This window comes from Acinetobacter lwoffii (genome assembly GCF_024129735.1).
GTDB classification, from domain to species: domain Bacteria; phylum Pseudomonadota; class Gammaproteobacteria; order Pseudomonadales; family Moraxellaceae; genus Acinetobacter; species Acinetobacter lwoffii_H.
Genome location: NZ_JAMXXK010000001.1, coordinates 101587 through 114665 on the forward strand (window position 1 = coordinate 101587; position 13079 = coordinate 114665).

General features: G+C 44.2%; 10 protein-coding genes. 4 read left to right on the top strand and 6 right to left on the bottom strand.

All coding sequences use genetic code 11. The annotated features are described in order from the left end of the window. Positions 1-5: 5 nt before the first annotated feature. Positions 6-1565 carry a circularly permuted type 2 ATP-grasp protein gene (locus tag NI469_RS00590; protein WP_253174217.1) on the bottom strand — a complete coding sequence of 520 codons (1560 nt, stop codon included), beginning with the start codon at positions 1563-1565 and terminating at the stop codon, positions 6-8. Positions 1566-1805: 240 nt separating this feature from the next. Between NI469_RS00590 and NI469_RS00595 the strand changes: the two genes are divergently transcribed. Beyond that, positions 1806-2813, top strand: a complete 1008-nt coding sequence (locus NI469_RS00595; protein WP_253174218.1) for a helix-turn-helix transcriptional regulator — start codon at positions 1806-1808, stop codon at positions 2811-2813. Between the two features lie 817 nt (positions 2814-3630). Further along, positions 3631-5301 carry an FMN-binding glutamate synthase family protein gene (locus NI469_RS00600; RefSeq protein ID WP_253174219.1) on the top strand — a complete coding sequence of 557 codons (1671 nt, stop codon included), beginning with the start codon at positions 3631-3633 and terminating at the stop codon, positions 5299-5301. Between the two features lie 69 nt (positions 5302-5370). On the opposite strand, the gene NI469_RS00605 is transcribed toward NI469_RS00600, so the two are convergent. Genes NI469_RS00605 through NI469_RS00620 form a run of 4 tightly spaced genes read right to left on the bottom strand, consistent with a single transcriptional unit; the run spans position 5371 to position 9105 of the window. Continuing rightward, positions 5371-6414 (bottom strand): alpha/beta hydrolase, encoded by a 1044-nt coding sequence (locus NI469_RS00605; RefSeq protein WP_253174220.1) that lies wholly within the window; start codon positions 6412-6414, stop codon positions 5371-5373. Then, entirely contained in the window at positions 6414-7553 is a 1140-nt protein-coding gene (locus tag NI469_RS00610) for a YdcF family protein (protein WP_005263276.1), read from the bottom strand. Before NI469_RS00610 ends, NI469_RS00605 begins: the two co-directional genes overlap by 1 nt. 1 nt (position 7554) lies before the next feature. Then, entirely contained in the window at positions 7555-8595 is a 1041-nt protein-coding gene (murB, locus tag NI469_RS00615) for a UDP-N-acetylmuramate dehydrogenase (RefSeq protein WP_253174221.1), read from the bottom strand. Between the two features lie 3 nt (positions 8596-8598). Further along, a complete protein-coding gene (locus NI469_RS00620; RefSeq protein WP_004645426.1) occupies positions 8599-9105 on the bottom strand; it encodes a low molecular weight protein-tyrosine-phosphatase in 507 nt (168 codons plus the stop codon). A 120-nt stretch (positions 9106-9225) separates the two neighbouring features. Between NI469_RS00620 and NI469_RS00625 the strand changes: the two genes are divergently transcribed. Together NI469_RS00625 and NI469_RS00630 are read left to right on the top strand one after the other, a co-directional pair. Beyond that, entirely contained in the window at positions 9226-10386 is a 1161-nt protein-coding gene (locus NI469_RS00625; RefSeq protein WP_213687394.1) for an iron-containing alcohol dehydrogenase, read from the top strand. A 44-nt stretch (positions 10387-10430) separates the two neighbouring features. Then, positions 10431-10865 carry an acyl-CoA thioesterase gene (locus tag NI469_RS00630; protein WP_081401206.1) on the top strand — a complete coding sequence of 145 codons (435 nt, stop codon included), beginning with the start codon at positions 10431-10433 and terminating at the stop codon, positions 10863-10865. A gap of 8 nt (positions 10866-10873) precedes the next feature. On the opposite strand, the gene dnaX is transcribed toward NI469_RS00630, so the two are convergent. Continuing rightward, on the bottom strand, positions 10874-13006 hold the full coding sequence (dnaX, locus tag NI469_RS00635; RefSeq protein WP_253174222.1) for a DNA polymerase III subunit gamma/tau: 2133 nt from the start codon (positions 13004-13006) through the stop codon (positions 10874-10876). Positions 13007-13079 lie beyond the last annotated feature (73 nt).

A 13079-nucleotide genomic window follows, 5' to 3' on the forward strand; every position in this document is an offset into this window, starting at 1 on the left:
GAATCTTATGAATGTAAATTGTCGACTATCCAGGTATCTTTGATACCGCCACCTTGTGATGAATTCACCACCAGTGAGCCGGGTTGCATCGCCACACGTGTCAAGCCACCCTGTACGATTTCAGTACGATAAGGCGAACTTAATACAAATGGGCGTAAGTCGATATGACGTTCAGCAATACCAAAATTGGTCAAAGTCGGACTAACCGATAAGTCCAAAGTTGGCTGCGCAATATATAAATGCGGCGCAGCTAAAATTTTCTCCCTGAAAGTTTCAATTTGCTGTTTAGACGCTTGTGGTCCAATGAGCATGCCATAACCGCCCGAACCCTGCGCTTCTTTCACCACCAGCTGATCCAAATGAGCCACGACATAGTCTAATTCTTCAGAATTACGACATTGATAAGTCGGAACATTTTTTAGAATTGGCTGCTCGCCCAAATAAAAACGAATCATTTTGTCGACATATGGATAAACCGATTTGTCATCTGCCACACCGGTTCCCGGCGCATTGGCAATCACGACATTATTTTGCAAATAAGCCGACATCAAGCCAGCAACACCCAAAGTGCTATCCGATTTAAAGCATAAGGGATCAAGAAACGCATCATCGACCCGTCTATAAATAACATCGACTCGTTGGCGACCACGTATGGTTTTTACATAAACCTTCGAGTCATCAACAAAAAGGTCACGTGATGTTACCAATGGCACATCCATCTCTCTTGCAAGGAAAGCATGTTCATAGTAAGCGCTATTAAAACGTCCTGGAGTTAATACCACGACAAATGGCTTGTCGACGTAGGCATTTTCGATCAGGATTTCTTTCAATAATTGTGGATATTGCTCGATTCCGGCAATCTTGGACTGCTCGAATACTTTCGGCATCAGTTTTTCACTGATCTTGCGGCATTCCAGCATATAAGAAACACCAGATGGCGTTCTGAGATTATCTTCTAAGACATAAAACTCGCCCTTGGAATCACGGATCACATCGATCCCGCTAATCTGGCTATAAATCCCGCCTTTCAAGCTATGTTGATACATATGCGGCTGATAGGCCTCATGAGTTAAAATCTGCAACTCAGGAATAATATTGGCTTTTAAAATGTCCTGTTGATGATAAATATCATGTAAGAATAAATTTAGCGCCCGTATCCGTTGTGCCGAGCCTAAAGCCACCATATTCCACTGCTTCCGGTCTATGACTCGCGGAATGATATCGTAGGGAATGGTGCGTTCTACGCCTTCTTCATCGCCATAAACGGTAAAGGTAATACCGTGATGTAAAAAATGTTCTTTTGCTACCTGATTCAGTGCATTGAGTTCATCCAGCGTATGTTGTGATAACCATTCTTCCAGTCTTTGACCAGCCTGACTGGACAACACATGTTCATCCTGCATTTCATTAAAGAACTTTGAAGATAACTGCTGCAGTAAAAGTTGTGGATTCGTTGTAGTAGATACCGCTGTAGTTTTAGTGTCTATAAAATTTTTTCCAATATTCTGGGAACTAAATTTATCAATTGTTTCAATCACATTTGTATCCTGATTTCCTTTAAGCATACAAACCCTCGTATTATCATCTATTATAATTAAATCAAAGCAATATCCATGCCATGACATCTGTATTTCAATTACCATTAATCTAATAAATGCCCTTTGAACTCAATGCCATTTTCGACCAAGTTGTTTTAGAATTGTAGGACAAATGTTGCACAGAGGGACTTGCGAAAAAATGAGAGTTTTTTTATTGTGTTAAGCTAAGCCTAAATCCCCTCTTCTTTATTGCCAGCAAAATAAATTATGTCAGCACAAGAAAAAGAAACTTCAAACAGTCTATATCGCCAATGGCAAATCTTGTCGCGTCTTTCTACCGGCAAATGGATGGGAACACGTGAATTACAGGAAATCCTCAATCGTGAAGGCATCGATATCAGTCTGCGCACCATTCAGCGCGACCTGAATCAGATTGCTCAACGCTTTCCGATTGAAAGCAGTAAAACCACGCCGCAAGGCTGGCGTTGGCGTTCAGATGCGCCGCTGCAAAGTTTGCCGCATATGACCAGCTCGCAAGCGGTCACTTTCATGATGGTCGAAGAACATTTAAAACATCTGCTGCCACCGAGCCTGATCGAGGAAATGAATCCGTGGTTTGATCTGGCACGACGCAGTCTTTCTTCCCAGAACAATGTCCGGCAATGGATTAACCGCGTACGCATTGTTCCGGCTACCCAACCCCTGATTCCACCTGTGGTAGATAAGGCTGCGCAGCAAGCGGTGTATGAAGGTCTGTTACAGGACAAACAGCTGGAATGTGTGTATCAGGGCCGCGGTCATAATAGCGAAGAAAAAACCTATATTCTCAATCCTCTGGCATTGGTACAAAAAGGGTCAATCATCTATCTGGTGTGTACCCGTCATGACAAGTCCGATATCCAGACCTTTGCCCTGCACCGCTTTAAATCGGCCGTCGTGCTGAATTCACGTGCCTTGCATCCGGTCAATTTCGATATTGATGAGTATATTGATTCTGGTGCGCTGGGCTTCCGGGTGGACTTCAACCACCCTACTGAAAATGTCACGCTAAAACTCAGGATGTCGGAATCGGATGCACATTACTTTGAGGAAAGCCAGCTCAGCAAAGACCAGAAAATTGAAAAAATGGAAGATGGCATGTCGCTGATCACTGCTACCGTGCCATTTACCTCGCAACTGGTCTGGTGGCTACGTAGCTTTGGTAAAAAGATTAAACACATTGAACCGAGTATTGTAGCCAATGCAGTCCATCAGCTGGATGAGGAAAACCCTTAACCACGCTAATGCCAGTCAGTTAAGAAATTGACTGGCATTTTCTTTTTAAATTCATGACTGTAGTTGATATGTAGGAAAGTCATCCGCAACTGTTTGAGGCTGGACTGCATAAAAAAATGATTGTTTCTGCGATAAATTTGTTAGTCGATAGAGGCTGACGAGTTTTGCGGATGACAAATGCCTTTGGTTACTTTGGGCGAAACCAAAGTAACAAATGAGCTGCAAGGGTTTGATTTAAAAAAGTAAGACTCCGCCATGAATCATTAAAAAGTTAAGGAGTATACTTCTAAACTCCTTAACTGATCAGCATTACTTAACCACGCAGCTTTCATCAAGATTCTCTAAGTATTTTAGAATAAAAAAATCCCCAAATTGGGGACTGGAGAATTGTGCTTATATTTTTATGATTATTCTGGTGATCTGCCGCGATGCCAACCTGCTTTCTTCTACCCCCCCGAAATGCAGCTTGGATGAAAACCCTATAGTTAAAAAGAGCTGAGACATAAGCAAGCCAGTTCAGCATCATTAAAGCGAATGGATTTTTTGGTCATGGTTTAAGACTCCTATATAGTGAATAAACCGACTATAAAGTCATCCGCCTTACTTGTGAAATAAATAGAATGCATGTCTTTTGCAGAATTTTTCTATAGTACTTTTTCCGCAAAATTTATCTGTAATCGCTGCTGATTCATTGCTTGGCTTAATACTATTTTCGGCAAGTTTATAAAATCGAATAACAATTCTCTGCTTGTATAAGATACCTCGCTCTGCACATCATAAAGCCCTATAGAAGTAGAAATAGGGACTTAATTTTACAATGGCTAACCCTGCTCAATTAGTACGTCACAAGCTGCTCAATACTTTCTTTTCCCGCCATTCGGTCTGGTTTGCCTGCATTCTGATTGCAGTGATTTTTACTACATTTCATATCGGTTATTCACCGCGTTATATCTATTATTTTATTCCACAAACGTTGGTGAATACCCTATGGATCCTGAGTATTCTGCTGAGTTTGCTGGGTTTGTATGATGTACTGCAAAATAAGCATTCCATTCTGAAAAATTATCCCATCATGGGACATTTCCGCTTTATCTTTGAAGAATTCCGTCCGGAGATTCGTCAGTATTTTATTGAAGCCGACCGCGATGCACTGCCTTTTTCCCGTATGCAACGCAGTCTGGTGTATCAGCGGGCAAAAAATGAAAATTCAGATAAACCTTTCGGCTCGATTCTGAATGTCTATGAAGATAATTACCGCTTTGTTAGTCATTCTATTACGCCCTGCAAAGTTGCCGATCCGCAGACTTTTCGCATTCTGATTGGAAATGAGCAATGTACTCAGCCCTTTTCAGCTTCTATTTTAAATATTTCAGCCATGAGCTTTGGCAGCATGAGTGCCAATGCGATACGAGCCCTTAATCTCGGTGCTAAAAAAGGTGATTTTTTCCATGATACTGGAGAAGGCAGTATCAGTCCCTACCATCTGGAATATGGCGGCGATCTGGTTTGGGAGATTGGCAGTGGTTATTTTGGCTGCCGTACTTTAGATGGGCAGTTTGATCCGGAACGTTTTGCTGCACAAGCCAAATTACCCCAAGTGAAGATGATTGAAATCAAGCTTTCGCAAGGTGCAAAACCTGGCCATGGCGGTATTTTACCTAAAAGTAAAATTTCGGAAGAAATTGCCCAAATTCGAGGCATAAGCCGTGATCATGATTGTGTGTCACCTTCGAGTCATCCGGCATTTAGCACACCGATTGAAATGATGCATTTCATACAAAAATTACGTGAACTTTCCAACGGAAAACCGGTCGGATTTAAGCTGTGTCTGGGTCAACCGTGGCAGTTTATGAGCATGGTCAAAGCCATGTTACATACCCAGATTTATCCAGATTTTATTGTGGTTGATGGCTCTGAAGGTGGAACGGGAGCTGCACCCATTGAATTAATTGACTATGTTGGCGCCCCTTTAAGAGAAGGTTTGCTGTTTGTACACAATACCCTTGTTGGTGCAGGATTGAGAGATAAGATCAAAATTGGTGCAAGTGGTAAAATAATTAGTGCATTCGATATTGCCAGTACGCTTGCCATTGGTGCAGACTGGGTCAACTCGGCCCGGGGCTTTATGTTTGCAGTGGGCTGTATTCAGGCTCAAAGCTGTCATACCAATCAATGTCCGGTTGGGGTCACGACCCAGGATAAAGATCGCCAGAAAGCCTTACATGTGCCGACCAAGGCCGAACGGGTATTTCATTTTCATAAAAACACCTTACATGCTCTGTCTGAACTGATTGCTTCCGCAGGTCTGAAACATCCTTCAGCCATTAAGGCGCATCATCTGGCACAACGTGTGAATAATCACGAAATAAAAAACTTTGCGCAGATTCATTTTTGGCTGAAAGAAGGCGAATTATTGTCCTGTGAAAATAAGGATGAGGAGAACTTCTACTTCAGGATGTGGAACTTGGCCCAATTAGAAAAATTTTAATTTGATGCATTTAAAATCAAAAAAGGCGTTTAATTCAAACGCCTTTTTTAATATTCAATTTTCACTCTATTAATAATAAGTTTTGCTGCCATGTGCATGCAGAAAGGCAGGAATCAGTCCCGTGAGTGCAGCACGAATATCAGCACGCTCATTGATTAACTGATGCGAACCTTCTTCCAGCATCAGCAAAGTCTGGAGCCGGAATTTACGTCGGATAAATTCGATATTATAACGCCAGTCCACAGTCTGATCCTGTGCACCCTGTGCCAGCCACACCGGAATACGACAAGCCGGACGCGCTTCCATTTCCAGCATCCAGCGTGACATCGCTAAAATCCAGTCCATGCCCATCATTCGCGGTTGTAATGGATCTTTAAGCCGGATAAAACGCAAAAACTCGGGATTATGGTTATTACGTCTAAAATGCCGGGGAACTTCACGTTTGATTCGACTAATAATGCCCAATCCGACCGAATTATGCCACCAAGCAGTTTTGGCGGGACGAATCAATGGTGATAACAGCAGAACTCGTTCCACAAAAGGATTTTCGCGACGCTGCGCAAATTCCAGTAAATGGTGCATCCAGATCGCACCGCCGGTACTCTGCCCGATGCCAACCCAAGGTTTCGATAGTTGTGAGGCGTGCTGCACATAACGATGCACGGCATGTAAAACCTGCTGATAATGATCAAAATTCTGAATGCTGGCAGGTGAACCATCACTAAGACCATGTCCAGGCAGATCATAGGTCAATACACTAAAACCCTGTTCCAAAAGCTCTTTGACAATGGGCTGATAAATACCGCTATGTTCCAGATAACCATGCAGCAAAAAAGCGGTTCCCTGGATCTTGTCAAAGCGGGTATTTTCCAGATTCGGTTCAAACACCTGTACATGCAACCTGAATAAAGGCATCTGTACATAGCCCTGCCAGTGTTTGCAATCCAGCAAATCAAAACCATAAAGCTTGCGATAGGACTGCAGATCAATCGGCGGTTCATCACTACGATTCAAGTTTAAAGGTGGCAAGAGTTGAGGCGTAACATCCCGACTCGGAATGGGTAAATCCAGCTGTTTCAGAATGGTGGGATTTAAAAATGGGATATCAGACATTATGGCACCTCCCGACAGTCACTGGATCCAAACCACATATCGCGCATGGTCGCCAACATTTCATAATTGGCACGACGACTGTGATCATAATTTTGTGCACTTGGACGCCATCGTGTCAATGGCGTTGGCATCGGCGCTTCTACCGGAATGGTTTGTATGCCATTTAACGCAAATAAACGGCGGGTACGCGGCATATGATAACGATCCGTAATCAGAATCACTGTAGGCGCTCCACCTTTCTTTTGTAATAATAATGAACTGAAACGGGTATTTTCACAGGTGTTCATGCTGCGATCTTCCAGTAATTTGGCATCGACACCATGATTTTTTAACCAGCGCTGCATATACGGCGCTTCGACCCCACTCAGAACAATCGGCAACTGATAATGTTTCTCTACTGCCAGCGTAGTTTCCAGACGTAGTCGCGTATAGTTATTGACGATGATCTCTTTGCCTTGGTCATCTAGGGTTAAGCCACCACCCAATACCACAATGGCATAAGGTTGGGAGCTATTCGCCGGTTTAGCCTGCTGTTGCTCTTGTAGTAAAGCCAAGTCCTGCTGGATTTCCTCTCCATCGGTTTCCTGTACCGAACTGGCTTCACCCTGCTCAAGTGGATGCGTCGTCAGAAACTCCATATATTGCTCAATGCGTTCCTTATTTTCACTACTGTCCCACTCCAGCAATTCCCGGACATTGGCTGTCGGATCGGCTGGTTCTGCATCTTCCTGTGAGGACAATAAGGGCACCTGAGCAGGTGGACTTTGCTCTGCTTTTTGATCTTGCTGTTCGCGCTGATATTCTTCAATCACCTGCTGCAGTGCTTTATAACGTGCCTGAATCAACATGAGGTTGGCCGAGTTATTTTGCTGGATATCCTGTTCCATGACCTTTAAATACGCCTGACGGGCAATCCACAAATCAGAGCCAGGTTCCAGATTTTCATGTTCGCTGAGTGCAGCCATTTTCTGGCTTTGAGCCGCGACTTCATTTAGCTCTAAGGAGACAAACTGGTTTAAGCCCTTGACGATCATTTTTGAGTAAAAAGGCGTATAAACCAACACCAGTAGACAGCCGCATAGCACAAACAGTCCAGTGACAATTTGTAGCAAACGTACCATCCAATGGGTGTTTTTCATGTTATTCCTCTTCCTGATGAGAACGGATCAAGCCATTTTTATCGAACAATACAGGTTCAGGCTCCAGCATTAGACTAAATTTTTCCCAAACTGACTGTTGTACTGCACGATACGTTTTACGGACATCGGTGAGAGAGGCCTGACCATAATTCACCAACACCAGCGCCTGTTTATGAAACATGCCAACAGGCCCCAACTGTTTACCCTTCCAGCCCGCCTGATCAATCAACCAGCCTGCTGCCAGTTTAACTTGAGCATTGGTTTGCTGGTAATGGGGTAAATTCGGGAAAGATACAGCAATTTGGTCAAAGACCGCCTGATCAACCACCGGATTTTTAAAGAAGCTGCCCACGTTGGGAAATTCTTGTGGATCAGGCAATTTACTCTGGCGAATCTGGATGACCTGTTGCTGCAAGTTTTCTGCTGTGAGCTGATCACCGACCGCAGTCTTCAGATCACCATAATTCAGTTTCAAATCTGGCTGTTTAAGTAATCTAAAAGTCACATGGGTAATCACATAACGATTGGGATCATCTTTAAAAATACTATGCCGGTAGGCAAACTGACAATCTGCTGCCTGAATCGAAGCAAACTGTTTCAATTGTCGGTCATAGACCTCAACAGAATCGATGAATTCTCCGACTTCGACACCATAAGCGCCAATATTCTGTACTGGCGATGCACCGACCCGACCCGGAATTAAAGCTAGATTCTGTAGGCCATATAAACTTTGTGCCGTGGTCCAGAGCACGAAGTCATGCCAGCCTTGTCCGCCGCCTACACGTAAACGTTGCGACTGATCATCAGCATCCAGCATTTCAATGCCTTGAATATCCATATGCAGAACTAGCGCATCAATCTGCTCCGGCAACAACATATTACTGCCGCCTGACAGGATCAGCACATTGAGTTGCTGTTGTTCAGCAAAATCCAGTGCAGCCAGCAGATCAGCGGTTGATTGAATCTGAGCATAGTGCGAAGCAACTGCTTCTAAATTTAAGGTATTAAAAGGTTTAAGTTGAACCTGGGTTTGAATCTGCATCGCTTAAACCTTGTGTAAATTCTGTTTAAAAATCTCAATCCAGGCCTGGCTGCTGGACTCACACTGATCAAGCACCCGTTCAAAGCCATCCGCTTCGCCATAATAGGGATCCGGTAAGGCCTGTTTCGGATAGGTCTGATCATGCTCACTCATCAATGCCACACGTGCACGTACATGACCAAACTGAGTTTCTGCCAGACGCTGTATGTTCTGGATATTGGATAAATTCTCCAGATCCATCGCCAGAATCAGATCATAATCAATAAAATCGTGTGGAATGAGTTGACGTGCGCGAAGTGCTGAAAGGTCATAGCCACGTTTTAGTGCATGCTTCTGGCTACGCAAGTCCGGTGCCTTGCCGGGATGATAATTACTGGTTCCGGCAGAGTCGACCACAATGTTCAGTTGCTGTTCATCACAATAATGTCTGAGTACAACTTCTGCCGTGGGAGAGCGGCAAATATTTCCCAAACAAACACATAACACCTTGTATGGCGTTCTGGATGACATAAACAACCTCAGAGCTACTTTATTTTAAGGATTCTTATGTTAAGTTATTTATATACTGATTCCTATCTTACAACCATAGAATAATCTCGTATTTGCAATAAAAAAATCAAGGATATCGCCATGAATCGTTTTCAGTTTCAAACCGTCCCCAATATCATTGCCGGACTAGGCACGATTCAGGAATTATTTAAAATTCTAAAAAATGGCCGTTATCGCCGTCTTCTACTGGTGACTGACCCGGGTATGCTGAAGGAGCAATTACATCTGCCGATTCTGGATATTATTGAATCTGCCGGACTGGAGTATGTGATTTACTCGGATGTTCAGGCCGATCCGCCCGATACAGTGGTGCTTGAAGCGGTGGCTTTTGCAAAACAGGAAAATATTGATGTGGTGCTGGGCTTTGGTGGTGGCAGCTCGATGGATGTGGCCAAACTCATTGCAATTTTGGCGCATCCTGAACAGCATCAGACATTGTCTGATCTGTATGGCGTTGATAATGCCACCGGACCGCGTTTAGCTTTAATTCTGGTACCAACTACGGCTGGAACAGGTTCAGAAGTGACGCCGATTTCGATTGTCACCACAGGTGAAACCACTAAAACCGGTATTGTGGCACCGATCCTTTTTGCAGATATTGCCATTCTGGATGCAACATTTACCCAGAATCTTCCAGCACAGATCACTGCCGCCACCGGCATTGATGCCATGGTACATGCCATTGAAGCCTATACCTCAAAACACAAGAAAAATCCTTATTCGGATATGCTGGCCAAACAGGCTTTAAGATTACTGAATGCCAATCTGCAACGTGTACTGCAAAACGGTCATGATTTAGATGCCCGCCAAAATATGCTGGTCGGTTCCATGCTGGCCGGACAAGCCTTTGCCAATGCACCAGTCGCTGCCGTACATGCGCTGGCTTATCCACTGGGTGGACATTTTCATCTTTCGCATGGGCATAGCAATGCACTGGTTCTAACTGAAGTATTAAAGTTTAATGCGCCAGCAGCCAAACAGCTCTATGCGGAATTGATGACCTGGCTGGATCCCCGTAGTAAAGGTTGCCATGATGGCCTGACCGATCTGTTTATTGATCATTTTAATAATCATCTGATGCAAAGCGGTTTGACTCTAAAACTAAATCAGTTGAATGTTCCAGAACATATGCTGCAGGTGATGGCAGAAGATGCGATGCAACAAAGCCGGCTGTTGCAGAATAATCCACGTGAACTCAAGGTGGAGGATGCTTATCAGATTTATCAGGCGATCTATTCCTAGATCAATTTCCACCTAAGCCTTATCTAGCTGAGGACTGAATAGTGATGAAAGCCACCATCAAACAGCGTGAACACTATACTTTTTTCCTGCCCATTCAAACCCGTTGGGCAGACAATGATCTGTACGGCCATGTCAACAATGTGACTTATTACAGTTATTTTGATACCGCCGCCAATGCCCTGCTGATTCAGGAGGCTGATTTTGATCCTAAATATTCCCCGATGATTGGGCTGGTGGTCAGCTCCAACTGTCAATTTAATCAGGAACTGTCTTATCCGGAAATTATTGAAGTAGGCGTGGCCATTGAAAGTATGGGAAATTCATCGCTCAGCTATGATCTGGCTATTTTTAAACGCAACTCGGATACAGCCGCTGCGCAAGGTAATTTCGTCCATGTATTTGTTGATCGTGAAACACGAAAAAGCACCCCAATTCCAGTCGAAATGCGGGATGCTTTATCGCGATTTGTTGTGACTTAAAATCCAGCCTATTTCAGCTGAATATTTTGCAGTTCACCGTCAAACTGCTGTAACAGATTGCGTACTGCCGGTTCAGCATGTAACAATTCTTCGGCACGTTTAAAGGCACGTGCCTTACGCTGATGCTGCATGGTATATGGCGTTAACTGGTCCACATTTTCAAATTTCACCTGGAAATTGGTTTGCGGCCATTGCTGTTGCAAAGCAGCTTCCAGATGATGTTGCAACTGGGTCAGCAACTGCTGGTACTGTTCAGGAATATGGAAAACGGATTCGCCATTCATCTGACCAGTCATGATGCCATACTGCGCCAGTTCCTGTACCGCTGGAGAAAGCTGGCTATTACGGAACCAGTATTCCCATTTTTCTACGCTCCACTCGCCTTCTAAGGTTTGCTCAGGTATTTTTAAAATATCCTGTGGCATCAGATTCTGCGTATTTACATCTTGGGAAATATCTTCCAGCAAAGCTGTCTGTGCAACTGGCTGAACCGGAGCTGTGTTTTCAAGAGCAGGCTGAGCAATCGAATCCTGTGAAAGTTCCAATTCCGGTGCAGCAAGACTAAATTCCTCATCAGCAGGCATACTGTCTTGTGCTGGCTCGGTAGGGATGACAGCATCTGCAGGAATAAACTCTTCAAGCAGGAAATCATCCGAACTGTTGCTGGTAGCAGGTGCTTCTGGCGTACTCTTGATTTCATCAAAACCAAATAGGCCTTTGTCATCATTTGGATCAAAAACAATTTGATCACTAGACCGCACTTCTTCAATCACTGTTTGAGTTGCTACAGGCTGGACAGGTTCAGGCGCATTGATGCTGGTTGGCTCGTCTTCATCCAAAAAATCATCCGAAGAAGGTTCAGACGCTGATGCGACATCAATCTCCTCATCTGTCTCATCGTCCAGAGAAAAATCATCAAATACCATTTCTGCTTCAAATGCTTGTGTTTCTACTGATTCAGATTGCAATTGTGTCTGAACGGGCTGCTGTAGGCGTGTGGTATGGGGCGCTGCGTGTTGCGGTGCAGTCTCCTGCATCACCGGAATTTCGCTTGGCTGTAAGGGACGGAATGCCAGTAAGCGTAGCACCGTCATCTCAAAGCCTTGCTCTTGGGTGACGACGAGTTGCAAGTCAGCACGTCCTTTACAGGCGATTTGATAATAAAGTTGTAGATCCTGAGCAGAAATCAGGCCGGATAACTGCATGATCTTTTGATTGATCTCAGCACTATATTTCAGGCTTAAATCTGGTAAATATTGCAATAAGGCCAGTTCATGCAACGTCGAAATCAACTGGTCGAGCACCAGTGACACATCCAGAGCTTGCTGACGGAACTGTAGCAATAACTGACTAACCTGCGCTTTCTGATTCTGGTGAATCGCCAGAATCAGATCATAAATAATAGTACGGTCAATCAGCCCTAGCATGTCTTTAACATCCTGATGCTGAATCGCTCCTTGACCATAGGCAATCGCCTGATCGGTCAACGACAAGGCATCACGTAATGAACCTTGCGCAGATTCAGCAATCTGCCAGATGGCATCCTGATCAGACTGAATGCTTTCTTTGCTAAGAATATGGCCCAGATGATCAGTAATTTCATCGACTGCCAATGGACGCAAAGTAAATTGCAGACAGCGAGAAATTACGGTAATGGGTAGTTTTTGCGGATCGGTGGTTGCAAACAAGAATTTGACATGTTCTGGCGGTTCTTCCAGCGTCTTTAACAGCGCATTGAAAGAATGCGTGGAGAGCATGTGCACTTCATCGATCAGGTAGACTTTAAAGCGACCTTGAGTCGGTGCATAAGGCACATTGTCGAGCAACTCACGTGTATCTTCCACCTTGGTGCGGGACGCCGCATCAATTTCAATCAGGTCAATAAAACGACCTTCATTGACTGCGGTACAGGTTGCACACACTTCACATGGGGTCGAAGTAATACCGGTTTCGCAGTTCAAGCACTTCGCCAAAATACGTGCAATCGTGGTTTTTCCGACACCACGCGTTCCTGTAAACAAATAGGCATGATGCAAACGGCCACGTTCGAGCGCGCTGGTTAAAGCACGTGATACATGGTTTTGCCCCACCAATTCATTGAAATTACGAGGACGGTATTTTCGCGCAAGTACTTGATACATGTATGCTCCTTTTTACAGGTCTAAGCATACTGTTTTTTTATGAAATAGTGAAATGAATGTCGGTTTATAAAAA